Origin of the sequence: Sphingomonas trueperi, from assembly GCF_011927635.1 — a bacterium.
Taxonomy (GTDB): Bacteria; Pseudomonadota; Alphaproteobacteria; order Sphingomonadales; family Sphingomonadaceae; genus Sphingomonas; species Sphingomonas trueperi.
The window spans coordinates 552,808-576,059 of record NZ_JAATJB010000001.1; the positions used below are offsets into that span (position 1 = coordinate 552,808).

25 protein-coding genes are annotated in these 23,252 nt (G+C 68.9%); 12 read left to right on the forward strand and 13 right to left on the reverse strand.

What is annotated here, in order from left to right; all coding sequences use genetic code 11:
* Positions 1 to 20: 20 nt before the first annotated feature.
* The 3 genes from GGR89_RS02545 to GGR89_RS02555 all read right to left on the reverse strand — a co-directional run bounded on the left by GGR89_RS02545 (position 21) and on the right by GGR89_RS02555 (position 3,816).
* Positions 21 to 1,751, reverse strand: coding sequence for a heparinase II/III family protein (locus GGR89_RS02545; RefSeq protein ID WP_125973214.1), 1,731 nt, complete (start codon positions 1,749 to 1,751; stop codon positions 21 to 23).
* Entirely contained in the window at positions 1,748 to 2,404 is a 657-nt protein-coding gene (rpe, locus tag GGR89_RS02550) for a ribulose-phosphate 3-epimerase (protein ID WP_125973216.1), read from the reverse strand. Before rpe ends, GGR89_RS02545 begins: the two co-directional genes overlap by 4 nt.
* A 131-nt stretch (positions 2,405 to 2,535) precedes the next feature.
* Entirely contained in the window at positions 2,536 to 3,816 is a 1,281-nt protein-coding gene (locus GGR89_RS02555; protein ID WP_125973218.1) for an RsmB/NOP family class I SAM-dependent RNA methyltransferase, read from the reverse strand.
* Between the two features lie 113 nt (positions 3,817 to 3,929).
* Here GGR89_RS02555 and GGR89_RS02560 point away from each other — a divergent pair, with 113 nt between their 5' ends.
* Positions 3,930 to 4,091: a DUF1674 domain-containing protein gene (locus GGR89_RS02560; RefSeq protein WP_125973220.1), complete on the forward strand. Its 162-nt coding sequence runs from the start codon at positions 3,930 to 3,932 to the stop codon at positions 4,089 to 4,091.
* Positions 4,092 to 4,422: 331 nt separating this feature from the next.
* Here the strand turns inward: GGR89_RS02560 and msrA are convergent, their stop codons facing one another.
* The 3 genes from msrA to pabB are packed head-to-tail and all read right to left on the reverse strand — an operon-like array spanning position 4,423 to position 8,149.
* Positions 4,423 to 5,100, reverse strand: a complete 678-nt coding sequence (gene msrA / locus GGR89_RS02565; protein ID WP_125973222.1) for a peptide-methionine (S)-S-oxide reductase MsrA — start codon at positions 5,098 to 5,100, stop codon at positions 4,423 to 4,425.
* A gap of 45 nt (positions 5,101 to 5,145) precedes the next feature.
* A complete protein-coding gene (locus GGR89_RS02570) occupies positions 5,146 to 6,345 on the reverse strand; it encodes a pyridoxal phosphate-dependent aminotransferase (RefSeq protein ID WP_125973224.1) in 1,200 nt (399 codons plus the stop codon).
* Positions 6,346 to 6,379: 34 nt separating this feature from the next.
* Entirely contained in the window at positions 6,380 to 8,149 is a 1,770-nt protein-coding gene (gene pabB, locus GGR89_RS02575) for an aminodeoxychorismate synthase component I (protein ID WP_206434263.1), read from the reverse strand.
* Positions 8,150 to 8,229: 80 nt separating this feature from the next.
* Between pabB and GGR89_RS02580 the strand changes: the two genes are divergently transcribed.
* Positions 8,230 to 8,910: an MBL fold metallo-hydrolase gene (locus tag GGR89_RS02580; protein ID WP_125973226.1), complete on the forward strand. Its 681-nt coding sequence runs from the start codon at positions 8,230 to 8,232 to the stop codon at positions 8,908 to 8,910.
* 131 nt (positions 8,911 to 9,041) lie between these two features.
* On the opposite strand, the gene GGR89_RS02585 is transcribed toward GGR89_RS02580, so the two are convergent.
* Positions 9,042 to 9,443, reverse strand: a complete 402-nt coding sequence (locus GGR89_RS02585) for an MAPEG family protein (protein WP_125973228.1) — start codon at positions 9,441 to 9,443, stop codon at positions 9,042 to 9,044.
* Between the two features lie 202 nt (positions 9,444 to 9,645).
* Here GGR89_RS02585 and rpmF point away from each other — a divergent pair, with 202 nt between their 5' ends.
* From rpmF to GGR89_RS02610, 5 genes are all read left to right on the forward strand, one after another.
* A complete protein-coding gene (rpmF, locus tag GGR89_RS02590; protein ID WP_064310610.1) occupies positions 9,646 to 9,825 on the forward strand; it encodes a 50S ribosomal protein L32 in 180 nt (59 codons plus the stop codon).
* Positions 9,826 to 9,866: 41 nt separating this feature from the next.
* The gene (gene plsX / locus GGR89_RS02595; protein WP_125973230.1) at positions 9,867 to 10,898 is read left to right on the forward strand and encodes a phosphate acyltransferase PlsX; all 1,032 of its coding nucleotides are present in this window, start codon (positions 9,867 to 9,869) and stop codon (positions 10,896 to 10,898) included.
* Positions 10,899 to 10,922: 24 nt separating this feature from the next.
* Positions 10,923 to 11,894: a beta-ketoacyl-ACP synthase III gene (locus tag GGR89_RS02600; RefSeq protein WP_125973232.1), complete on the forward strand. Its 972-nt coding sequence runs from the start codon at positions 10,923 to 10,925 to the stop codon at positions 11,892 to 11,894.
* A 134-nt stretch (positions 11,895 to 12,028) separates the two neighbouring features.
* On the forward strand, positions 12,029 to 12,337 hold the full coding sequence (locus GGR89_RS02605) for an integration host factor subunit alpha (protein WP_277600087.1): 309 nt from the start codon (positions 12,029 to 12,031) through the stop codon (positions 12,335 to 12,337).
* A gap of 8 nt (positions 12,338 to 12,345) precedes the next feature.
* Complete coding sequence (locus GGR89_RS02610; protein ID WP_125973234.1) at positions 12,346 to 12,675, forward strand: MerR family transcriptional regulator; 330 nt, start codon at positions 12,346 to 12,348, stop codon at positions 12,673 to 12,675.
* Between the two features lie 182 nt (positions 12,676 to 12,857).
* Here the strand turns inward: GGR89_RS02610 and GGR89_RS02615 are convergent, their stop codons facing one another.
* The 3 genes from GGR89_RS02615 to GGR89_RS02625 all read right to left on the reverse strand — a co-directional run bounded on the left by GGR89_RS02615 (position 12,858) and on the right by GGR89_RS02625 (position 16,364).
* Positions 12,858 to 13,391 (reverse strand): SixA phosphatase family protein, encoded by a 534-nt coding sequence (locus tag GGR89_RS02615; protein WP_125973236.1) that lies wholly within the window; start codon positions 13,389 to 13,391, stop codon positions 12,858 to 12,860.
* Positions 13,388 to 16,114 (reverse strand): ATP-dependent DNA helicase, encoded by a 2,727-nt coding sequence (locus tag GGR89_RS02620; RefSeq protein WP_125973238.1) that lies wholly within the window; start codon positions 16,112 to 16,114, stop codon positions 13,388 to 13,390. Before GGR89_RS02620 ends, GGR89_RS02615 begins: the two co-directional genes overlap by 4 nt.
* Positions 16,115 to 16,178: 64 nt before the next feature.
* Positions 16,179 to 16,364: a DUF4169 family protein gene (locus tag GGR89_RS02625; RefSeq protein WP_125973240.1), complete on the reverse strand. Its 186-nt coding sequence runs from the start codon at positions 16,362 to 16,364 to the stop codon at positions 16,179 to 16,181.
* Positions 16,365 to 16,426: 62 nt separating this feature from the next.
* Between GGR89_RS02625 and ssb the strand changes: the two genes are divergently transcribed.
* Together ssb and GGR89_RS02635 are read left to right on the forward strand one after the other, a co-directional pair.
* Positions 16,427 to 17,008 carry a single-stranded DNA-binding protein gene (ssb, locus tag GGR89_RS02630; protein ID WP_125973242.1) on the forward strand — a complete coding sequence of 194 codons (582 nt, stop codon included), beginning with the start codon at positions 16,427 to 16,429 and terminating at the stop codon, positions 17,006 to 17,008.
* Positions 17,009 to 17,138: 130 nt separating this feature from the next.
* Complete coding sequence (locus GGR89_RS02635) at positions 17,139 to 18,497, forward strand: TIGR02594 family protein (protein ID WP_164542617.1); 1,359 nt, start codon at positions 17,139 to 17,141, stop codon at positions 18,495 to 18,497.
* Between the two features lie 23 nt (positions 18,498 to 18,520).
* On the opposite strand, the gene GGR89_RS02640 is transcribed toward GGR89_RS02635, so the two are convergent.
* Positions 18,521 to 20,170 (reverse strand): hypothetical protein, encoded by a 1,650-nt coding sequence (locus GGR89_RS02640; protein WP_125973246.1) that lies wholly within the window; start codon positions 20,168 to 20,170, stop codon positions 18,521 to 18,523.
* A gap of 149 nt (positions 20,171 to 20,319) precedes the next feature.
* Here GGR89_RS02640 and GGR89_RS02645 point away from each other — a divergent pair, with 149 nt between their 5' ends.
* The gene (locus tag GGR89_RS02645) at positions 20,320 to 20,790 is read left to right on the forward strand and encodes a hypothetical protein (RefSeq protein WP_241213174.1); all 471 of its coding nucleotides are present in this window, start codon (positions 20,320 to 20,322) and stop codon (positions 20,788 to 20,790) included.
* A 6-nt stretch (positions 20,791 to 20,796) separates the two neighbouring features.
* Here the strand turns inward: GGR89_RS02645 and GGR89_RS02650 are convergent, their stop codons facing one another.
* Both GGR89_RS02650 and panC read right to left on the reverse strand, forming a co-directional pair.
* Positions 20,797 to 21,093 carry an SEL1-like repeat protein gene (locus GGR89_RS02650; protein WP_125973248.1) on the reverse strand — a complete coding sequence of 99 codons (297 nt, stop codon included), beginning with the start codon at positions 21,091 to 21,093 and terminating at the stop codon, positions 20,797 to 20,799.
* Between the two features lie 90 nt (positions 21,094 to 21,183).
* Positions 21,184 to 22,017 carry a pantoate--beta-alanine ligase gene (panC, locus tag GGR89_RS02655; protein ID WP_125973250.1) on the reverse strand — a complete coding sequence of 278 codons (834 nt, stop codon included), beginning with the start codon at positions 22,015 to 22,017 and terminating at the stop codon, positions 21,184 to 21,186.
* 80 nt (positions 22,018 to 22,097) lie between these two features.
* Between panC and GGR89_RS02660 the strand changes: the two genes are divergently transcribed.
* Both GGR89_RS02660 and GGR89_RS02665 read left to right on the forward strand, forming a co-directional pair.
* A complete protein-coding gene (locus GGR89_RS02660; protein WP_121072932.1) occupies positions 22,098 to 22,892 on the forward strand; it encodes a division plane positioning ATPase MipZ in 795 nt (264 codons plus the stop codon).
* Positions 22,892 to 23,155 carry a J domain-containing protein gene (locus tag GGR89_RS02665; protein WP_125973252.1) on the forward strand — a complete coding sequence of 88 codons (264 nt, stop codon included), beginning with the start codon at positions 22,892 to 22,894 and terminating at the stop codon, positions 23,153 to 23,155. Before GGR89_RS02660 ends, GGR89_RS02665 begins: the two co-directional genes overlap by 1 nt.
* Positions 23,156 to 23,252: the final 97 nt, after the last annotated feature.

A 23,252-nucleotide genomic window follows, 5' to 3' on the forward strand; every position in this document is an offset into this window, starting at 1 on the left:
CGGGCGCGCCGGGGCAAGCCCTATTTGGAGCGGTGGAACACCCAGTTGAGGCTGGCGCCGCCGGCGGGCGTCTCGCCGTGGATCACCAGCTGCTGGGTGCCATGCGGACGGCCGCGCGCGTCGATCCACAGGCTCTCCTCGATCGCCAGCGTGCCGCCCTTGGCGCGGAACTGCCAGAGCATGCCCGAGGCGGTGCGCAGGATCGCGCCATGCCCGTCGGCGGTGGGCGAGGCCTCGACCTGCGGGGCGAGGTGGAAGCGCACCGCAAAGGGCTTGGAGTCGATGCGGCGTTTGCCCGCGGGGAGCAATAGATCCTCGCCGCGCAGGTCGCGCCCGTCGTGCGACAGGGTCAGCTCGCGGCGGTGGAGCAGGCCGAAGCGGCGGACATAGCCGTCTTGCGCCGCTTCGATGCGGCTAGCGTGTTCGGTCTCCTGGCGCACCAGCTCGACTTCACTCACCCCGCGGCCGAGCGTGCCGTCGGCATGGATCGCGGTGGAGTTGCTGTCGTCGAGCGTCAGCGTCGAATGCGCTGCGGTGGTGCGCAGGCCTTGGACCAGCTCGGCGGGCAGGCGGGCATCGGCGGCGCGGCTGCCGCCGCAATTGACGACGATCCGGTCCGCGCCGTCCGAAAGCTCGAAGGCCAGGGTGGAGGCGCAGCCGGTCTGGGCGACACGGGCGTCAGGCGGGGGCGCGGCGTCGAGGATCAGCACCGTGCCGGCACACGAAAGGCGCTGATAGCCCCAGTCGCGCGCCTGCTTCAGCGGGCGGGTGCGCACGCCGGTCGCCTCGATCACCTGCTCGATCCACTCGCCGCTTACCGGCGCGCAGCCCTGCCAGCTGGAGAGCCCGCCATCGCCGTGGCAGACGCCGAGCAGCGCCGCGACCATCCGGTTGAGCGCGCCGAGCACGAAGGCGGGCGGTTCGATGCGGCGGGCGGCATAGGTCTCGCACAGCAGAGTGATCAGCTGGATCGCGTCGAGCTGGCCGTCCGGCGAGCGGCCGACGGTGCCGCCATCCTCATAGACCGAGGCGGTGATCGCGCGGTTGAGCCCCGCCTCAGCAAAGGCGCGGCGCGGATCGCCGCCCGGCAGCACCAGCCCCGCGACGGTCAGGCCTGCCCAGGCCGCCAGCCGGGGGACACCCGCCGGCACCTTGTCGGCACTACGGTCGAGATGGCGGGCACCGCGCGCCAGCGCGTGCATCACGCCCGAGCGATAGACCTGGTCGGTGGAGGAGAGGATCAGCGGCGCATGCGCCACCCAGGCGAGGATGCGCCGCCCGACCAGATCGGGGCGCCAGGCGGGGTCCGCGACCTGTTCGCCATGCACCTTGAGCCAGCGGCGCATCAGGTCTTCGGCGATCGGCGCGCCCTGCTGCCGTGTGGCGACGCTGGACAGGTCGCGCAGCCAGGCGAATCCCTGGAGATGCTGGGTGAAGGCGGGCGACCAGTCGGGCTTGGCGAAATCGAGCGTCTCGATTGGCCGCACCTCCCCGCAGAGCCGCAGTTCGCCGTCGAGCAGCGCGTTGCCGCGCTGCGGATCGCCGAAGAACGGATCGTCGGCGGCGGTGAGCAGCTTGAGCGGGTGCCGGCCCTTCAGCCGCATCGCATAAAAGGGGGAGCGCCAGGCGAGCCGCTGGAAGCGATCGGCGATCCGGTCAGCCAGCGAAAGGCCGCGGTCGCCGCCTACCCGGATCAGCCGCTTGCCTTCCTCGACTCCGTCGGCCGCGGAGTCCGGCGTCAGGTCGTTCAAGCCCCGCGCAGCGCCGCGATATTGGCGGCGTATTGGGTCGGACCGCCGGTGAAGGTCGCGGTGCCCGCGACCAGCGCGTTGGCGCCGGCGGCGATCGCCTTGGGCGCGGTTTCGCGGTCGATGCCGCCATCGACTTCGAGGTCGATGGCGCGGCCGCTCGCCTCGATCCGGCGGCGCAGCTCGGTGATCTTGGGCAGCTGGCTCTCGATGAACTTCTGCCCGCCAAAGCCCGGGTTGACGCTCATCACCAGGATCAGGTCGACCAGGTCCATCACATAATCGACCGCGTCCACCGGCGTGGACGGGTTGAGCACCACGCCGGCGCGCTTGCCGAGCGCCTTGATCGTCTGGAGCGTGCGGTGGAGATGCGGGCCCGCCTCGGGGTGCACCGAGATCGTGTCTGCACCGGCCTCGGCGAAAGCGGCGAGCATCGGATCGACGGGCGTGATCATCAGGTGCACGTCGAAGTTCTTCGCCGAGTGCGGGCGCAGCGCCTTCACCACGGCGGGGCCGATGGTGATGTTGGGCACGAAATGCCCGTCCATCACGTCGACATGGATCCAGTCGGCGCCGGCGGCGTCGATGGCGCGGACTTCCTCGCCGAGCCGTGCGAAATCGGCCGAGAGGATCGAGGGGGCGATGCGGACGGACATGATCGTCTCCTAGGGAAAGGGCGAGTCGGGTGCAACCGGAGGGGGCGGGTGCCCACGGGTTGCGCACCGCTTCTCCACAGACTTATCCACAGCTTGCTGCGCAACCGGGACGAAGGGCGCCGGACGTGCGATCAGCGGCGGCGGAAGCGGGCGATGAAGAAGCCGTCGAGCCCGCCTTGCTCGGCCAGCATGCCCGGCAGGACGCGCACCGAGCCGTCCTCGCGCGGCGAAATACCGGCGGGAAGCTCGTCCGCGGTCGCGGGCACCAGCGTGTACTCGGGATGGGCGGCGAGGAAGGGGGCGAGATGGGCTTCGCCTTCCTTCGCCTCGAGCGAGCAGGTGGCGAAGACCAGCGTGCCGCCCGGCTTCACCCAGCCCGCGGCGCGGTCTAGCAGCTTGGCCTGGAGCTCGGCCATCTCGGCGATCAGCGAAGGCCGAACGCGGTGGAGCACGTCCGGATGGCGGCGGAAGATGCCGGTGGCGCTGCACGGCGCGTCGAGCAGCACCGCATCGGCGGGGGCGGCGGGGCTCCAGGTGAGCAGATCGGCGGTGACGATCTGCGCCGACAGCCCGGTGCGCTCCAGATTTTCGCGGAGACGGGCGAGGCGGTTCTCGGCGACGTCGACCGCGGTCACCTGCCAGCCGGCGGCAGCGAGCTGGAGCGTCTTGCCGCCGGGGGCGGCGCAGAGGTCGAGCGCGGTGCCTTCCCCCTTGCCGATCAACCGGGCGGGGATCGAGGCGGCGAGGTCCTGCACCCACCAGTCGCCCTCGGCGAAGCCGGGCAGCTCGGGGACGCTGGTGCCGGGCTCGAGCCGGGCGTGGCGCGGCGCGAGGCTGGTCGCGCCGGGGACGGTCACGCCATCGGTCTTGAGGCTGAGGTCGAGCGGCGGCGGGGAGGCGATGGCTTCGCAGGCGGCCTGCACCATCGCATCGCCCCAGAGCGCCTGCCAGCGCAGCGCCACCGGATCGGGGAGCATCGGCAGGTCGGGCAGCGTGGCGTTGCCGCGCATCAGCGTGCCGAACACGCCATGGACCAGCTTGCGCGGGCCGCCATCGACCAGCGGCAGCACCGTCGAAATGGCGGCATGGCCGGGGGTGCCGAGCGCGATGGCCTGGACCAGCGCGATGCGCAGCGCAAAGCGCGCCTTGGCGTCGTCGGGCAGGCGCTGGCGGGTGGCGGAATCGATCAGCGCATCGAGATCGGGCAGGCGGCGCAGCGCCTCGGCGGCGATGGCATGGGCTAGGCCGCGGTCGTTGGGTGCCAGGCCTTGCGCGGCGGAGTCGAGCGCCTGTTCGAGCGCGAGGCCGCGGCGCAGCACGGCGTCGAGCAGCTTGAGCGCGGCGCGGCGAGCGGGGACGCCGGGGGCGTCGGGCTCGCGCTCGGCGAAGCGGCGGGTGTTCGGGCGGGTCATGGTCAGCGCACGCCCTTTGAAAGTTCTGCTCGTTCGTACGCTACCCAAGGGTTCACTTGACCATGCTCCTTCGCGGGCCGACATGGGCCGGGCAACCAAGGAAGGCAATCCCGATGGGCAAGCGACCCGACCATGTGCAGCCCCCGGCCTATCTCTCCAAGAGCCCGCCGGTGCCCAAGCCCGAACCGATGCAGCGGCCCGACAAGGACCCGCTGGAGAAGGATCCCGTCCGCTATGGCGACTGGGAGCTGAAGGGCATCGCGATCGATTTTTGAGGGCGGCGCGGGCTGCGAAGTTTAGGAAGTTTAGGTTCGTGCGGGTTTTCAGCCGGGCTGAAGTTTACGAAGTTTAGGCCTGTGCGCGATTCCCGCTCGGGAATTTCTGGCCAAGTGTGGCGCTGAAGAAGCTGCCTCGTCAACCGGCCGTCATCCCGGCGAAAGCCGGGATCCATTCGCCGCTCGCTAGGAGCAAGAGCCGCTGCGTAGACCCCAATGGATCCCGGCTTTCGCCGGGATGACGATGCTGTTCGCGACAGCGCCGTGAATCCGACACTTCAAAGAGCCTGCCGAACATAGCAGGAACTTTGCCTGTAGGGCAGATGCCCGATCAGTGCGCCAGCTGGGGGTAGGTCGAGCGGAACGCGGCGACCTTGGGCTGGTCCCAGCGCATGATGTACGGGTGCGTCGGGTGCTTCCAGAAGAAGTCCTGGTGGTACTCCTCGGCCGGATAGAAGCCGCCGGTCTCCAGCTTGGTCGTGATCGGCTTGGCGAACGCCTTGGCCTGGCTCAGCTGGGCGATATAGGCCCCGGCGATGCGACGCTGCTCGGCGGTCTGCGGGAAGATCGCGCTGCGATAGCTGGGGCCGCGATCGGGGCCTTGTCCGCCCTTCTGGGTGGGATCGTGCGCCACCGAGAAGAAGACGCGGAGCAGCGTGCCGTAGCTGACGCGGGTGGGATCATAGACCACCTTCACCGCCTCGGCGTGCCCCGTATTCTCGTTCTTGACCTGGTCGTAGGTGGCGGTCGCCGCGGTGCCGCCGGCATAGCCGTTGGTGACGGACTGGACACCCTTCACCGACTGGAACACGGCTTCCATGCCCCAGAAGCAGCCGCCGGCGAATATCGCGGTCTGCGGCTTCTTCGCCTTGGCAACGTCGACGGCGGGCACTGGCACCGCGACCGCCTTTACCTTCTCGATGGGGATGCCACCTGCGGCGACCAGCAGCAGGGCGCCGCCGGCGAGGCCGGCGAGGGAGAGCGGGAGCTTCAACGTGCTTCGGATCATGATACCCCCATATAGGGAAGAAGAAGCCCCCGCGTTACAGGTCCCTTAGCGCAGCTCGGCGCAGGCCGTCTGGATGCGGGTGCAGGCTTCCCGGAGCAGCGCCTCGGAGGTCGCATAGCTGATCCGCATCGCCGGCGACAGGCCGAAGGCCGCGCCGTGCACCGCCGCCACGCGGGCGTCGTCGAGGAAATAGCCGATCATGTCCTCGTCGGTGGCGATCACCTTGCCCTTGGGCGTGGTCTTGCCGATCAGCGCGCTGAATTCCGGGTAGACATAGAAGGCGCCTTCCGGTGTCGGGCAGTGCATGCCGTCGATCGCGTTGAGCATGCCGACGACGAGGTCACGGCGCGTCTGGAAGGCGGCGGCGCGGTCCTTGAGGAAGCTCTGGTCGCCGGTCAGCGCCGCGACGGCCGCCGCCTGGGCGATCGAGCATGGGTTCGAGGTCGACTGCGACTGGAGCTTGGCGATCGCCTTGATCAGCGGCGCCGGGCCGCCGGCGAAGCCGATGCGCCAGCCGGTCATCGCATAGGCCTTGGAGCAGCCGTTGACGGTGAGCGTGCGCTCGTAGAGCGACGGGCAGACCTGCGCGATCGTGGCGAATTCGAAGCCATCGTACAGGATGTGCTCGTACATGTCGTCGGCGAACACCCAGACGTGGGGGTGACGCTCGATCACTTCGCCCAGCGCCTTGAGCTCGGCGGCCGAATAGGCGGCGCCGGTGGGGTTGGACGGCGAGTTGAGGATGACCCACTTGGTCTTGGGCGTGATCGCGGCCTCGAGCTGCTCGGGCGTGATCTTGTAGTTCTGCTCGGCACCGGCAGCGATGAAGACGGGCGTGCCGCCCGCGAACTGGATTACGTCAGGATAGCTGACCCAATAGGGCGCCGGCACGATCACCTCGTCGCCGGCTTCCACGGTGGCGACGATCGCGTTGAACAGCGTGTGCTTGCCGCCGACGTTGATCGTGATCTGCTGCGCGGTATAGTCCAGGCCGTTGTCGCGCTTGAACTTCTGGATCACCGCGTCCTTCAGCTCGGGCGTGCCGTCGACGTTCGTATACTTGGTCTTGCCGTCGCGGATTGCCTGGATCGCGGCTTCCTTGACGAAGTCGGGCGTGTCGAAATCGGGCTCGCCGGCGCCCAGGCCGATCACGTCGACACCGGCACGCTTCAGCTCGAACACGCGGCTGGTCATGGCGAGCGTGGCGGAGGGCTGGATGCGCTGGAGCGCGGCGGAGGTCTGCATGAGTCTAGACGCCTTTTCCGGGGAAGATGCGCGCCTATAGGTCCGCTTCGGCGCCTTCCGCAACTGTAACGGCTGCAACCAGTCCGCGCAGCGCATTGCCGAGCAGGAAGCCGCCTGCGAGATCCTCGGGACGGAGGTCGCCTTCCACCGCGCGGCCGCTGGCGAGCAGTTCGGCGCGGAGCACGCCGGGGAGCAGCCCGCGGGAGAGGGGCGGGGTGACCAGCACGCCGTCGCGTTCGACGAAGATCGCGGTGAAGCTACCTTCGGTCAGATAGCCCTCGGCATCGGTGAACACCACTTCCCAGGTGCCGGCGGCGCGGCGAGGTTCGTCGTAGAGCTTGCGGCGGGTGGTCTTGTGGGCGAGGCGGAAATCGTCGCGCGGCACCGAATGGGGTACGATCCGGACCTTTACCGGCTCGGCGGGCGGGGCCGGGGGCGGGGAGATGCCAATCGCCACCGCGCCCGAGGGGCCGAGCAGCAGCCGCACCTTGGCGGCATCGCGCAGGCGGAAGGTGGCGGCCTGCAGTTCGTTGCGGACAACATGGCGGTCGAACGGGAAGCCGAAGGTCGCGGCGCTGTCGCGGATTCGCTCGAGATGGCGCTCGAGCAGGAGGATGCCGTCCTCGGGATCGAAGCGCATCGTCTCGATCAGGTCGAAGCCCGGTTCGCCCATCGTCACGAACGCCCCCTTGGCGCGGCATTCCGCCCATTCGCTGTCGGCGCGGGAGTCGGCGACGATTCCCGAACCGAGGCCGAGGCGCGCTCGCCCGGCCGCATCGACGGCCAAAGTGCGGATCGCGACGTTGAATTCGGCCCCACCATCGGCATCGATCCTCCCTATCGAACCCGTATAGACGCCACGCGCGCTGGGTTCGACTTCGGCGATTACCTGCATTGCACGGATCTTCGGCGCGCCGGTCACCGATCCGCAGGGGAACAACGCGGCAAGGGCGTCGACGGCTCCGAGGCCTTGGGCGAGGCGGGCGGTGACCGTCGAGGTCATCTGGTGGACGGTGGGATAGGTCTCGACCTGGAAGAGCTGGGGCACCGCGACGCTGCCGGGCTGCGCGACGCGACCGAGATCGTTGCGCATCAGATCGACGATCATCAGGTTTTCGGCGCGCTGCTTGGGGTCTTCCGCCAGTTCCCGGGCGAGGGCGGCGTCGATCGCGAGATCGGGGTCGCGCGGTGCGGTGCCCTTCATCGGGCGCGCGGTGAGGATGCCGTCCTGCAGCGTGAAGAAGAGTTCGGGCGAGAGGCTGAGCAGCCATTGCTCCCCTGTCGCGACCAGCGCGCCGTGCCCGGCGGCGGCGCGGGCGCGGAGCAGGGCGTAGAGCGCGGCGGGGTGGCCGGCGACCGGCGCTTCGGCGCGGAAGGTGAGGTTGGCCTGATAGATGTCGCCGGCTTCTATATAAGAGAGCACGCGCGCGAGGGCGGCATCATAGGCGGCGCGGTCGAGCAGCGGGCGGGGGCGCCCGGCCCAGGCGCCGGCGGAATCGGGGAGCAGCGCGGGCACCTCTTCAGCGCGCAGTCGGTGGTGGCCGCGGAACAGGCCGAGCCAGAGCAGCGGACCTTCCATCGCGCGCGCGGGCGCGGCGGGTTCGAGCGCGGCGCCGGCTTCATAAGCGAGCCAGCCGGCGGCATCGAGACCCTCCGCCGCCGCGCTGCGCAGCCGGTCGAGCGCGGGGGCGACGTCTTCCAGCCGGTGGGCGACGACGATCTCGACGGGATTCGCATAGAGTCTTGCGCCGCGCCCGTCGGCGCGCGCGTCGTCGAGCAGGACGAAGGGGGGACGCAGAACCATCAGTCCGCTGAAATGCAGAGCCGCGCCGCGAAGGGCAAGCCTTGGTTGCCGCGCGCGCGCCTGCGCGGTAGCGAAGGGGCATGGCTTCCGATCCCAACGCCGCCCAGCCGCCGCTTCGTGCGGCGATCGTGCCCGTCACCCCGCTCCAGCAGAACTGCACCCTGCTGTGGTGCACCAGGACGATGCGCGGTGCCTTCGTCGATCCGGGCGGCGATCTCGACCGGCTGCGCGCGGCGGCGACCCAGCACGGCGTCACGATCGAGAAGCTGCTGATCACCCATGGCCATATCGACCATTGCGGCTCGGCCGGCATCTTCGCCGAGGAACTGGGCGTGCCGATCGAAGGGCCGCACGAGGCCGACCGCTACTGGATCGCGCGGCTGGAGGATGACGGCCGCGCCTATCGCGTCCCCGGCAAGCCGTTCGAGCCGGATCGCTGGCTGGAGCAGGGCGACCAGGTGACGGTGGGCGAGCTGGTGCTCGACGTCTACCACTGCCCTGGGCACACGCCGGGGCATGTCGTGTTCCACCATCCCGAATCGCGGCTGGCAATTGTCGGCGACGTGCTGTTCCAGGGATCGATCGGGCGGACCGACTTTCCGCTTGGGAATCATCAGGACCTGATCGACGCGATCACCACCCGGCTCTGGCCGCTGGGGGACGAGACGGTGTTCGTCCCCGGCCACGGCCAGCCGAGCAATTTCGGCCAGGAACGGCGCACCAACCCGTTCGTCGCCGATTCGGTGCTGGCGCAGGCGTGAATCGACGCACCTGTTAAATGGTCGTCATCCCGGCGGAAGCCGGGATCCAGTCGCCACGCGGTCGCAGCAGGAGCCGGAACGGAAACCCCAATGGATCCCGGCTTTCGCCGGGATGACGGCGAAGGGTGCGGTCAATGCAGCGGGTTCGACCCCGTGTAGCCGAGCCATGCTGCGTAGAGGCCGAGACCGGCGAGGGTGAGGAAGGTGATTCCCGCACCGATCGCGCGGCCGGGCTTCCAGCCGTCCATGCCGAAGCCGTGCAGCACGCGGCCGAGCAGATACACCGCGGCGATCACCCACAGATAGAGTCGCGTGCCCTGCGCCAGCTCGATCAGGCCGATCAGGATCAGGATGAAGGGCGTATATTCGACGAAATTCATCTGCGCGCGCATGCGCGCGAGGAGGCGGGGGCTGCCGCCGTCGCCGGTCAGCACCTTGTCGGCATGGCGCAGCTGGATGACGCGAATCGCCAGCCACAGGTTGAGCAGCGCCGCGGCGCCCGCGCTGGTGAGTGTAACCGGCAGAAAAAACATGCGTGTCCCCCTGAAACCAAGGTGGCAAGCCCTGCCACGTGCGGCTTCTGCTTGCAACGCGGACGAGAATCGCTATACGCGCGGGCTCGCTTCGTGACCTGTCCGCTGGTCCGGCGAGCGGCCGGCCTAGCCGTCGCTTGCCTGAACTACCCTGTGGGCGTATCGCGACTTATTGATTCATTAGCTTGTTGAAGGTGCCGAAATGGCCGTTCCTAAGAGAAAGACCTCGCCGTCGAAGCGCGGCATGCGTCGGTCGCACGATTCGCTGACCGTCGAATCGTTCCAGGAGTGCCCGAACTGCGGCGAACTCAAGCGTCCGCACAACCTGTGCAACGCGTGCGGCCACTATAACGGCCGCGAAATCGTTTCGGTCGAGGGCTGAACGACGTTTCGCAACGAGGGCCGCAACGGGGGGTTGCCGGTATGACTGTTCCCTCGCGGATCGCCGTCGATGCAATGGGCGGCGATGAGGGGGTCGCCGTCATGCTCGCCGGCGCCGCACGTGCACGTCGCCGCTTCGAGGGGATGGAGTTCCTTCTCGTCGGCGACGAGTCGCGCATTCGCGACGGCCTGAAGGCGCATCCGAATCTGGCAGCCGCGTCGGAGATCGTCCACGCGGCCGAAATCGTTGCGTCCGATGCCAAGCCGAGCCAGGCGATCCGCCGCGCCAAAACCACCTCGATGGGAATCGCCATCGATCTGGTGAAGCAGGGGCGTGCCGGTGCGGCCGTGTCCTCGGGCAATACCGGCGCGCTGATGGCGATGGCCAAGCTGTCGCTCCGCACCATGGCGGGGATCGACCGTCCCGCGCTCGCCGCTTTGCTGCCGTCGCTCGGCGACAACGACACGGTGATGCTCGATCTCGGCGCCAACACCGAGGTGGACGAGCGCAATCTCGTCCAGTTCGCGGTGATGGGTGCGGCGTATGCGCGCACCGCGCTCGATCTCGCGCGCCCGCGCGTGGCGCTGCTCAACATCGGCACCGAAGAGATGAAGGGCACCGACAGCATCCGCGATGCTGCCGCCCAGCTCCGCGCGGCCAAGCATCTCCCGCTCGACTTCACCGGCTTCATTGAAGGCAACCGGCTGTCGCGCGGCGATGTCGACGTGATCGTCTGCGACGGTTTCTCGGGCAATATCGCGCTCAAGACGGCCGAAGGCACCGCGCGCTTCGTCGCTGACCTGCTCCGCCGCGCGTTCAGTTCCTCGCTGCGCTCCAAGGTCGGTTTCCTGATCTCGAAGCCAGCGACCGACCTGCTGCGCCACCATCTCGACCCGAACAACCATAATGGTGCCGTTTTCCTAGGGCTGAACGGCATCGTCGTGAAGAGCCATGGCGGCGCGAACGAAGTCGGCGTGGATACCGCGATCGGCTTCGCCGCCAAGATGGTGCGCGACGAACTGACCCGGCGTATTGCCGAGGATCTGGGGAACTTCGAGGCCAAGGCCGCGTAGGAAGACGGGATAAGAAGGGGTCGCATGACCGTACGTTCGGTGATTCTCGGTACGGGTTCGGCCCTGCCGGCGCAGCGTGTTTCCAACGCGGAGCTGGCGGAGCGCGTCGATACCAGCGACGAATGGATCGTCGAGCGGACCGGCATCCGCTTCCGCCACATTGCGGGACCGGACGAGACCACCGGCACGCTGGCCACCGATGCCGCGCGCGCGGCGCTGGAATCGTCGGGTGTCCAGGCGTCCTCGATCGATCTGATCGTGCTGGCCACCGCCACGCCGGACCAGACCTTCCCCGCCACCGCCACGCGCGTGCAAAACGCGCTCGGCATCCTCGATTGCGTCGCCTTCGACGTGGCGGCGGTGTGCTCGGGTTTCCTCTACGCGGTGCAGGTCGCCGATTCGATGTTGCGCGCGGGCGTGCACCGCCGCGCATTGGTGATCGGCGCCGAGACGTTCAGCCGACTGCTCGATTGGGAAGACCGCACCACCTGCGTGCTGTTCGGTGACGGCGCCGGCGCGATCGTGCTGGAGGCGCAGGATACGGAGGGCGAGACGCCGCAAGGTATCCTCTCCACCAAGCTCCACGCCGACGGCCGCTACAACGACCTTCTCTATGTGGATGGCGGCGTGTCGACCACCGGCACCGTCGGCAAGCTGCGGATGAAGGGGCGCGAGGTGTTCCGCCACGCCGTCGTCAATCTTGCCTCCGTGATGAACGAATCGCTGGCGATGGCCGGCCTGCAGCCCAGCGATGTCGACTGGGTGGTGCCGCACCAGGCCAACGCCCGCATCCTCGATGCGACCGCGCGCAAGCTCGACCTGGCGCCCGAGAAGGTGATCGTGACGGTCGATCGCCATGCCAATACTTCGGCCGCTTCGGTGCCGCTAGCACTTGATGCTGCGGTGCGGGACGGACGCATCCAACGCGGTGACCTACTCGTTTTGGAAGCGATGGGCGGCGGGTTCACCTGGGGTGCAGCCGTCGTCCGCTTCTAGGTGGTACGGGCGGTATCCCCATTTTGGACGAATTACGTGTTTTTCCAGAATATGTCTGAGGCGTTACCAGCGCTTCAAGATCATTCTTGATAGCGCGTAACAATCTGATACGGGTACCCCAGTACACGAAAGGAATTGCCGGAATGAATGCTGCGGGAACGCTGACCAGGGCAGACTTGGCCGAGTCGCTGCATCGCGAAGTGGGGCTGTCGCGCGCCGACGCCTCGCGGATCGTCGAGCAGATCCTGAAGCACATGTGCGAGGCACTGGCGAAGGGCGAGAATGTGAAGATCTCGGGCTTCGGCAGCTTCGTGCTGCGGGACAAGGGCGAGCGGGTCGGCCGCAATCCCAAGACCGGGGTCGAGGTGCCGATCGCACCGCGCCGCGTGCTCACCTTCCGTGCCAGCCAGATGATGCGCGACCGCATCGTCTCAGCCCGCTGAGGCCCGCGATGCCGGCGACCGAAAAGGCCGCCGGTGCGTTGCGGACCATAGGTGAGCTCGCCGCTGAAATCGGCAGGCCGCAGCATATCTTGCGCTATTGGGAAACGCGGTTTCCCCAGCTGAAGCCACTCACCCGTGCGGGCAACCGCCGGTATTACCGACCCGATGACGTGGCGCTCGTGCGCCGCATCCACCATCTCCTCAGCGAGGAGGGCTACACCATCCGCGGCGTGCAGAAGCTGCTGGCGGAAGAGAAAGCGGCACGCGGCCGAAGCAAGGCCGCCGAGCTGCAGGCGATCCGGGACTCGCTGTCCGACGCCCTGGAAGAAGATCGCTGAGATCGAGGGTGCGTCGAAGGCGGCGTACCCTTTTCCCCGCACGTCATCCCGGCGAAAGCCGGGATCCAGTCGCCTCTAGCTATCCGCAAGCGCCGATCGGGAGGCCCCAATGGATCCCGGCTTTCGCCGGGATGACCGATGGGGGGTATCATCGGCCGCTGTCGAGTGATGTGACCGGTTCGTCAGGCGTCGGGCCCGAGGCTGGGATCGAGATCGCGCGGACGCACGAACCGGACGAGTTCGGCGTCCGCGCGGGACGCCTCGGCCCAGTGCGCGATATCGAAGCGTAGTTCGGCGAGCGTCGCGGTGGGGTATTTCTGCTCGACCGCGTCGCGCAACGGGCCGGGCGCGGACACGCGATCGAGCACCAGCTCCTCCAGCCCGGGGTTGTGCCCGGAAAGCAGCACCACATCGGCGGTATCGGGCAGCGCTTCGATCGCATCGAGCAGCGTGCCGAGCGAGGCGAGATAGAGGCGCTTGTCCCAGGCGGGCGCGATCGTCTCGCCATAGCCGTTGGCGACCTGCGCCAGCGTTTCCTCCACCCGCACCGCCGGCGAAGCGATGGCATGGTCGAAGCGCAGGCCCTGGTCGCGGAGATAGCGCCCCATCGCCACCGCGGCGCGCTGGCCCTTGGGATTGAGCGGCCGATCGAAATCGCGCGCGACCGGATCGTCCCAACCGGACTTGGCGTGGCGGAGGACGAGAAGGGTCTTCATGCTTCCCCGATACTTGCGCTGGCGGCTTCGCCCGCCTCATGCCGCAAGCGGGGCCCCAAGGAAAGCCGAACCCGCTCGACCGCCGCATCCAGCGTCGTGCGGGTGATCCGCGTGCCGGGCGGGAAGGCGTCGAGCAGCCGCGACGGGGTGGCGGCGGAGAGCAGCACGAAGGCGCCGCGATCATCGGCGCGGCGGATCAGCCGGCCGAACGCCTGGGCGAGCCGGGCGCGGACGATGCGGTCGTCATAGGCCGAGCCGCCGCCCGCCAGCCGTCGGGCGGCGTGGAGCACGCTCGGCTTGGGCCAGGGCACGCCCTCCATCACCACCAGCCGCAGCGAATCGCCGGGCACGTCGACCCCGTCGCGAAGGGCATCGGTGCCGATCAGCGAGGCGCGCGGATCGTCGCGGAAGATGTCCACCAAAGTCCCGGTGTCGATCGGATCGACATGCTGGGCGAGGAGCGGCAGCCCGTCGCGCGCCAGCCGGTCGGCGATGCGGGCATGGACCGCGCGCAGCCGGCGGATCGCGGTGAACAGTCCCAGCGTGCCGCCCCCCGCCGCCGCGATCAGCCGGGCATAGGCATTGGCCAGTGCGGGCATGTCGCCGCGCTTGACGTCGGTGACGATCAGCACCTCGGCCTGGTTGGGATAGTCGAACGGGCTCTTCGCCTCGAAGCGCTGGGCGGGGCGGAGCAGATGGACGCTGCCCGAGCGCGCCTCGGCCACGTCCCAGTCGCCGCCCGCGCGCAGCGTCGCCGAGGTGACGAGCACGCCGTGCGCGGGCTCCAGCACCGTCTTGGCGAGCGGCTTGGCGGGATCGAGCCAGTGGCGGTGGAGGCCGATATCGAACTCGCGGCCCTCGACGCGGTCGACCGCCAGCCAGTCGACGAATTCCGGGTCGGCGGGGCCGCCGATCCGGGCGATCAGCGCCAGCCAGGCGCCGACCGTATCCACCCGCCAGCCAAGCGAGGCGATCGCGCCTTCGATGCGGGCGCGCGCCGGCCCGTCCATCCAGTCGGGCGCTTCGGCCAGCACCGCTTCGAGCCGGCGGCCGAGGACGACCATCGGGCGGAGCAGCGCATCGAGCGCGGCGGTGGCGACGCCGGCGGCCTCGACCAGCGCGGCATCGGGCTCGGTGAGTTCGGTTTCCAGCCCATAGCCGGCATCGGCCGAGCCGTTGGCGTCGCGGGCATAGACCAGACCGCGCACGGCGGCGAGCAGCGCCTCGATCGGTCCGAAGGGCTCGCCTTCGTTGAGGCGCTGGAGCCAGCCATCGCTCGGCAGCGCGCGGGCGGCATCGACGGCTTCGGCAATGGCGCGGCCGCCGGCATCGTCATAGCTGGCGACATCGGACAGGCGGGCTGCAAGGCCCCGGCGGCGTCCGCGCGAGCCGGATTCGGGGCCGGTCAGCCAGCGGCGCAGCTCGATCGATTCCTGGCCGGTGAGCGCGACCGAGAACATCGCGTCGGCGGCGTCGAACAGGTGGTGGCCCTCGTCGAACACATAGCGGGTGGGGCGCGTCTGGTTCTCGCGCCCCCGTGCGGCATTGACCATCACCAGCGCATGGTTGGCGATGACGATGTCGGCATCGGCGCTGGCGCGGGCGGCGCGCTCGATGAAGCATTTCCGGTAATGCGGGCAGCCGGCATAGATGCACTCGCCGCGGCGATCGGTGAGCGCGGTGGAGCCGTTGCGGCGGAACAGCGTCGGCAGCCAGCCGGGCAGATCGCCGCCGACCATGTCGCCATCCGCGGTGTACGCCGCCCAGCGCGCGACCAGCTGGGCGAGGATCGCCGCGCGCCCCGCGAACCCGCCCTGCAGCGCGTCCTCCAGGTTGAGCAGGCAGACATAATTTTCGCGGCCCTTGCGGGTGACGATGCGGGCCCGCCGCTGCGCGGCATCGGGGAACAGCCGCTCGCCTTCGTTGCCGAGCTGGCGCTGCAGCGCCTTGGTGAAGGTGGAGACCCAGACCGGCCCGCCCGACTTCTCCGCCCAGAGCGAGGCGGGTGCCAGATAGCCGAGCGTCTTGCCGATCCCCGTGCCCGCCTCGGCCAGCACCAGATTGGGCGTATCGGGCACGCTGCGCGGGGCGAAGGCCTGCGCGGCCGCCTCGGCATAGTCGCGCTGGCCCTGGCGACGCTCGGCGCTGGCGCCGGTGAGGCGGGCGAGGCGTTCGGCGACCTCTGTGGGATCGAGCGTGATCGTGCGCGGGGCGGGGCGGGGAGCGCCCTCCTCCCATTCGGGCAGCTTGGAGAACAGCCAGCGCTCGGCGCGCTCGGGCTTGGCGATGCGCTGGCCGAGCGCCGCGCTCCACGGCCAGCGCAGCCGGCCGAGCGACTGCAGCCCGTGCCACGCACCCTCGCGCTCGGGCCAGTCGCCCTCGGCGAGCGCCAGCAGCGCGGCGGCGGCGTCGCGGAGCAGGGCGGCGACCTGGGCGTCGTCGGTCGGCGGTTCGAGGCCGCAGGCACGAGCGAGGCCCTTGGGCGTCGGCACCATGAAGCGGGCGGGGCGGAGAAAGGCGAACAGCTCGAGCAGGTCGAGTCCGTTCAGCTCCGGGTGCCCCAGCCGCTGCCCGACCAAGGGCGCGTTGAGCAGCAGAACCGGCGTATCCGCGGCGATGCGGATCGCCTCGCCCCGGCTCAGCCCGCGCGTGCCTTCGGCCGTGGCGATCCACACGCCCGAATGGCTGGCGTGGAGGGCAGGATAGGGGAGCGGCGGCAGCATCGGACTAGGCGTGTTGTACACGATGCGTTCCGCTTTGACAGCGACAATGCGCCGAGACGAAGGCTCAGTCCCCCGGCGTCTCGCGCTTCGCCTGGTCGAGCGTGCGCATCTTGCGCTCGGCCTCCGCCGCGTCGCGCGCCTTTTCCGCCTTGGTGCGGCCGAAGCGGGCGCGATTGGCCTCGGCTTGCGACTGGGCGGTCGCTTTCGCTCTCGCTTTTCTCGCTTTGTTCAGGTTAAGGATGTCGGCCATAGCTGAGTCTTTCTAGCGCCCCTTCGCGCGGGCGCACCATCGTATATCGGAGTTTTTGCGGCATGGCGGGCAGCGTCAACAAGGTGATCCTCGTCGGCAATCTGGGGCGCGACCCCGAGAGCCGGGCATTCCAGAACGGCGGCAAGGTGGTCGAGCTGCGCATCGCCACCTCGGAAAGCTGGAAGGATCGCAACAGCGGCGAGCGCAAGGAAAAGACCGAGTGGCACACGGTGAAGATCTTCTCCGAAGGTCTCGCCAACGTCGCCGAGCGCTATCTGCGCAAGGGCAGCAAGGTCTATCTCGAAGGCCAGCTGCAGACCCGCAAATGGCAGGACCAGAGCGGCGCCGACCGCTATTCGACCGAGATCGTGCTGCAGGGCTTCAATGCGCAGATGGTGCTGCTCGACGGTCCCGGCGGCGGCCAGGGTGGCGGCCGTAGCAGTGGCAGCAGCGGCGGCGACGATTGGGGTGCGGACGACTCGTTCGGCGGTGGCGCTGGCGGCGGCTTCGGCGGCGGCGCACCGGCCGGTCGCGGCGGCGGCAACTTCAACGGCGGCGGCCAGCGCAGCGGCGGTGCCAACAACAGTGGCGGCGGTTTCGGCGGGGGCTTCCCGGACGATCTCGACGACGACGTGCCGTTCTGATCGACGGCCAGCGATCCGAACACAAGATTGGAAGGGTTCGCGGTGTACAGCTGCGGGCCCTTTTTTCCATTCACGATAGATGGCATGCTGTGCCCTGCTTGCGAAAGGGGCGCGGGCAGGGGGATCAACCATGCAAGAGATCATCGACTCGCCGTATAATGTCGGCGACTATGCTGCGCGCTTGTTTCAGGAGGGCGTGCGCACCGTCATCCGTTACTACAACATCAAGAATTCCAGCACTTTCCTGTCCAAGTGCCTGACGGCGGCGGAATATGGGAAGCTGGTTGCCGCCGGGCTCGACGTGGCGGTCGTCTTCCAGCAGCGCGGCGGTGCCGGCGGCGCGATCGAAGATTTCGGCAGCGGCAAGGGGGCGCGGGATGCGAAGCGTGCGCTCGAACTCGCCGGAACCATCGGCCAGCCCAAGGGCTCGGCGATCTATTTCGCGGTCGACCATGACTTCGCCAGGCCTGCAGAGCTGGTCCGGATCGAGCAGTATTTCCAGGAAATCCACGCGGCGCTGAACGGCGATTTCCGCGTTGGCGTCTATGGGTCGGGGGCCGTTTGTGCGCACCTCAAGGCCAAGGAACTGGCAAGCCTGTTCTGGCTGCCCGCTTCGATGGGGTGGACGGGGTCCAGGGCATTCCTGGCCTCGCAGCAATGGACGCTGTTTCAGAAATTCCAGGACCTGCGGGCGCCCTTCGGCAATTTCGACTATGACGGCAATCTCGCCAATCCGGCCTTTGCCGATTTCGGGCAGTTCGGGGCGGCGTCCGCCGCGCCAGGGCGGCGGCCGGCCGACTCCGTCGCGGTGTTCGAGGTCGCGGCGCGGAGCGGCCTGCGTGTCCGCGGCGGCGCGGGCGAGCAGTTCGACGTCCTGCGGAGCCTGCCGCTCGGCGCCCTGGTGCACGGGCTCGGCACGGAAGCGGACTGGGTGCAGGTCGACGTCAACGGCGATGGCGTGGCCGATGGCTATATGGCTCGGCAGTTCCTGAAGCCGCTGTCCGGCGGCCTGCCGCTGCCGACTCCGTCGGCCGCGCCGACGACACCCTATGCGGTCGCGCAGGCCGAGCTTGCGCTGGGCGTCAAGGAAACCCCGGGTCGGCAGGACAATCCGCGGATCGTCCTCTACCACGGTTCGACCAAGGGCGGCGAGGCGTCCGACGAGACGGCATGGTGCTCCTCCTTCGTCAATTACTGCGTCGAGAAGGCCGGGATGAAGGGCACCGACAGCAAATGGGCACGCAGCTGGCACGACAGCGGCTGGGGACACGACGTCACCAGCAGCCCGCAGCCCGGCGACATCGTGGTGTGGAGCCGCAAGTCGCCATCGGTCGATGGCGGCCATGTCGGCTTCTTCGTCGGCCATGACGGCAAGGACCGCATCCGGGTGCTCGGCGGCAACCAGGGCAACCGGGTGGGCATCACCAGCTATCCCGCCGACGGAACGGTGGGGCAGACCAGGTACAAGCTGCTGTCGATCCGCCGCTGAGCCGTGACCGCACGGCCGCGCGCTCAGCCTTGGGGATGGGCGCGGGAGGCCGGGCAGGGCCGCCAGAGCTCAAGCGACCGCGCTTCCCACCAGAAGGTCATGCGCGGCAGCGGTGTGCGGCAATAGCTGGCGCGATGCGCCGTAAACCAGCGCGCCGGGGCGGAGGGGGCGAACAGCGGCAGTACCGGGGCGACGAACCAGGCGCGTCTCCGCGCCTGCTCGGTGAGGCGCGACCATACCACGTCGGGCCAGGTCGCCGTCGCCGGGTTGAGCCAGAGCAGCACCGGCGCCTTCGCTCCGAGCGCAGCGGCAACGCCGGGGCCGGTGCCGGACAGGTCGACCAGCAGCGCGCCGGTGGCCTTGCCCCGGGCGCCGTTGAGGAAGTCGGCGGTCTCCTCGTCGACCAGCAAGGCGCTGCCGGTGAGCGGGTGGCGCACCGCAATGGCCTGCGCGAAGATCGAGTCGGGCAGGCTGTAGGGCGCCATTGCGGCTGCGAGCAGCAGCAGCGGCGGCGCGGCGATCGCCACCAGGGTCGCGGCGGTCCGACGCCAGGGGAGGGGGTCGTCGGCCGCGAGGCGGAACAGCGCGAGCAGCGGGAAGACCATGCTGAAATCGAGCTGCGCCCATTGGTTGTTGAAGGTGCCCAGCGCGACGGCGAAGGGCGCGACCAGGAGCAGCGCCAGCAGCAGCCCGTCGCGGCGGGCGACGAGCGCGGCATAGCCCATCGCGATCAGCAGCAGCGCGAGCCCCGGGAATTCGGGGATGCCGCCGTCGAGCGTGTCCGGCACCGTCGACGCCAGGTAGAGCAGGCCAAACGCGATGGCGCCATGGCCGAGCCAGCCGCCCCAGCGGGTGCGTCGCAACGCCAGTGCGCCGATTGCAGCAAGCGCCGCCGCCGTGAGGAGCGGCGGCACCGCGGCCCCGTCGCCCAGCACCTTGATCGGCAGGCGGAGCGGGGTGTTGGGCAGCGCGAGGATGTGCTGGCTCGCCGCGATCCGCGCGAGCAGGCCGGGCACGCGGGACAGCGGCAGGAACAGCGCGATCAGCAGCATGGTCAGCGCCATCGCGCCGAGCAGCGCGATGCTCCGCCCTCGATTCCCCCGGAACGACCATGTGGCCAGGGCGACGACCAGCACGCTGCCCAATGCGAACAGCGGGGGCTTGGCGAAGGCGGCGGCGCACAGGCCGCAGGCAATCGCCAGGGCAGCGGTTAGGCGCGCGGGAGCGCCTTCCGTTCGCAGCAGCGTCGCCACCCCGGCCAGCACCAGCATCGCGCCGACATTGGCGGCGGAATTGTAGCTCGGGGTGACGATCCAGGGGAAATAGATGACCAGCGCCGCCGCCGCGCCGAACACGGCGAAGGCAAGGCGCCGTGCCGGTTCCGGCGCGAGCTGGCGTCCGAGCAGCACCCCCGCCGCCGCGGTGATCGCGAATCCTGCCAGCCGGTAGTGCGCGATGTCGCCGCCGAGCAGCGCGTAGAGCGGGTGGAGCAGATAGCCAAAGGGCTGGTAGAGCAGCGCATAGGCCTCGGGGTCGCGCGCCCAGACGAGGTAGAAAATCTCGTCGGTCAGATCGATGCCGCGGCCGGCACCATAGGCCAGCAGGCCGCCGCAGAAGAGCAAGGCCAGCACGGCACCGGCCAGCGCCAGCCCGGCGGACGACAATCGAACCATTCGCGTGGCAATCCCCCATGGGCCCTGGCGGCCCGGCCCCATGGCTAGCAGCGCCGATCCGTCGTACCAAGGGGGAGCAAAGCGTTGGCCGGACCGTTCCTAGCAGCTAGCGCCGGCGCTACGGTCGACCGGGCGAAAAAGGGGTCAGGATGCAACGTCGTCACACCATCGCGCGCGCCATGCTGCTCGGGGGCTTCGTGCTGCTCGCGGGTTGCGGCAGAGGCGGCGAGCAGACCACCGACGACCCGGTGGCGCAGAATGTCGCATCGGCAGCAGCAGCGGGCGTGCCGGCGAACGTCACGGCGGCGATCGATTGCAGCAACAAGCCCGATTTCGTGCCGGTCTATGCCAATGCGACGATTCTCAGCTGCACCGCCGCGCCCGATGGGCTGCCCGGGCGGCATGTCAGCGGCAATCTGGTCTACGAGACCGATGCGCCGGAGAAGGAAGTGCTCGGCTGGTCGCGCGCCCAGGCCAATGCCTCGGGCCTGAAATATCGCCGCGAGACAGGCTTCAGCTACGAAGCCGGCGAGGAAGGCGAACGCAGCCTGCGCGTGGTGGTGGAGGGCCATCGCGGCCGCACCCGTGTGTCGGTCAATTGGGGCCAGAAGGCGCCGTGAACTGGCTCAGGCGGCGCGGCTTTCCAGGCCCCGCAGCCAGGCACGCGCAGCCTTTTGCGCGTCGATGATCTCGCGGGCGGTCATGTCCTCGGCGATGTCGGCGCGGCAGGCCTGGGCCTCGACGCTGCCGGTCATCGCGGCGATGTTGAACCATTTGTGCGCCTCGACCAAGTCGATCGTCACGCCCTCGGCGCCGCTCGAATAGACCACGCCAAGATCGAAACAGGCATCGGCACTACCGCGCGCGGCATCGCGCAGCCGGCTCTCGATCAGAAATCGCGCACTCTTCTCACTACTCGCCATTGTCGTACCGCCCCAGATTCGGTGCCCTTGTTGACTCCGAATCTGGGGGGGTAAGGACAATAAAAGGTTAAGCCGCTTAACCGTAATAGTTCATAGTACGGGGATATTGTCGATCAGCCGGGTCCCGCCGATCCGCGCCGCGGCGAGCAGCCGCATTGGCCGGCCGTCGATCGGCGCGGCGAGCGACTCGGCATCGACCAGCGCGACATAATCGACCTCGAACCCGGCGGCGGTCAGCGAGTCCTGCGCCTGGGCGAGCGCCGCCGCGCGGTCGCCGCCCTCGCCGATCGTCTTGGCAGCGGCGCCGAGCGCGCGCGGCAGCGCCACCGCACGGGCGCGATCCTCGGGCATCAGATAGGCGTTGCGCGAGGAGAGGGCGAGGCCGTCATCCTCGCGCTGGGTCGGCACGCCCTGGATCTCGATGGGCATGTCGAGGTCGGCGACCATGCGGCGGATCACCTGGAGCTGCTGCCAGTCCTTTTCGCCGAACAGCGCGACATGCGGCTGGACCTGGTGGAACAGCTTGCTGACGACGGTGGCGACACCGTCGAAATGGCCGGGGCGGTGCGCGCCGTCGAGCGGCTCGCTCACGCCCGAGACGCGCACGCTGGTGGCGAAGCCCTCCGGGTACATGATCTCGGGTGTCGGCATCCACAGCAGGTCGACGCCGGCGTTGGCGAGCAGCCGCGAATCGGCCTGTTCGCGGCGCGGATATTTCGCCAAGTCCTCGTTCGGCCCGAACTGGATCGGATTGACGAAGATCGACACGATCACGCGATTGCCGGCGCGTTTTGCCGCTTCGACGAGCGCCATATGCCCGTCATGCAGCGCGCCCATGGTGGGCACGAAGGCCAGCCGGGCGCCTTCGCTGCGGAAGGCGTCCAGCGCCTGGCGAAGATCGTCGATCTGGCGAACGGTTTGCACGCTTGGGCACTTTCGATATGAACGGAAGCGGGGCCTTCTATGGGGGGGAGGCCGCCCGATCAAGTGAAGGAATAGCTGCATTGAATCAGCCCGCTAAACGACTGCATGTGCTGGTTTTTGCCAATGAAAAGGGCGGCACGGGCAAGTCGACCACCGCGGTGCACGCGGCGATCGCGCTGGCGGCGAAGGGCGCGCGCGTCGCCTGTTTCGATTTGGATCACCGCCAGCGGACCATGGGCCGCTATCTCGACAATCGCCGCGCGACGATGCGCCGGATGGGCCGCGAGCTGCCGATGCCGGTCTACGAGACGCATGACGGCGAGAGCATGGACTTCTTCACCGATACGCTGGACCGGCTCGGCGAGGGCGCCGACTTCCTGGTGATCGACACCCCGGGCCGCGACGACAAGTTCGCCCGCATTTCGGTCACCAATGCCGACACGCTGGTCACCCCGATGAACGACAGCTTCGTCGATTTCGACCTGATCGGCCAGGTCGATCCGGACAGCTTCCGGGTGACGCGGCCGAGCTTCTATTCGGAGATGATCTGGGAATCGCGCAAGCGCCGCGCCAAGGCGGACGGCGAGACGATCGACTGGGTGGTACTGCGCAACCGCATGCAGCACATCGAAGCCCGCAACATGAAGCGCGTGTCCGAAGCGATCGACCAGCTTTCCAAGCGCGTCGGCTTTCGGGTGATCTCGGGCCTGTCCGAGCGCGTGATCTATCGCGAGTTGTTCCCCCAGGGGCTGACCATGCTCGACTCGCGCGAGTTCGGCGAGATGGGGCTCAGCCATGTCGCGGCGCGGCAGGAGCTGCGCGAGATGATGGCGGGCCTGGCGCTTCCCGACGTCAACGCGCCGCTGTTCGCCTGATGGCGAAGTTGCTGATCGCTGCGGCGTTGCTCTACATCCTGTGGCGCTGGCTGCAGCCGAAGAAGAAGGCGCCTGCGGCACCGCCGCCCCGCCTCGGCGAGAGCGAGGCGCGGGCGATTCTCGGCGTCGATGCGGCGGCAGGGCCCGCCGAAATCCGGGCGGCGCACCGCCGGCTCGTCTCGGCGCTGCACCCCGACAAGGGCGGCTCGGCCGAGCTGACACGCCGGATCAATCTGGCCCGCGACACGTTGCTGCGGGGCTGAGGTCCGTCCTCGTCACGTAACATTTGCCTGCGACGATGTTGCAGTGCAAAATATTAACCTATTCGTGTCTCGGGCGGCTTGAAACTTCGTTTCGACT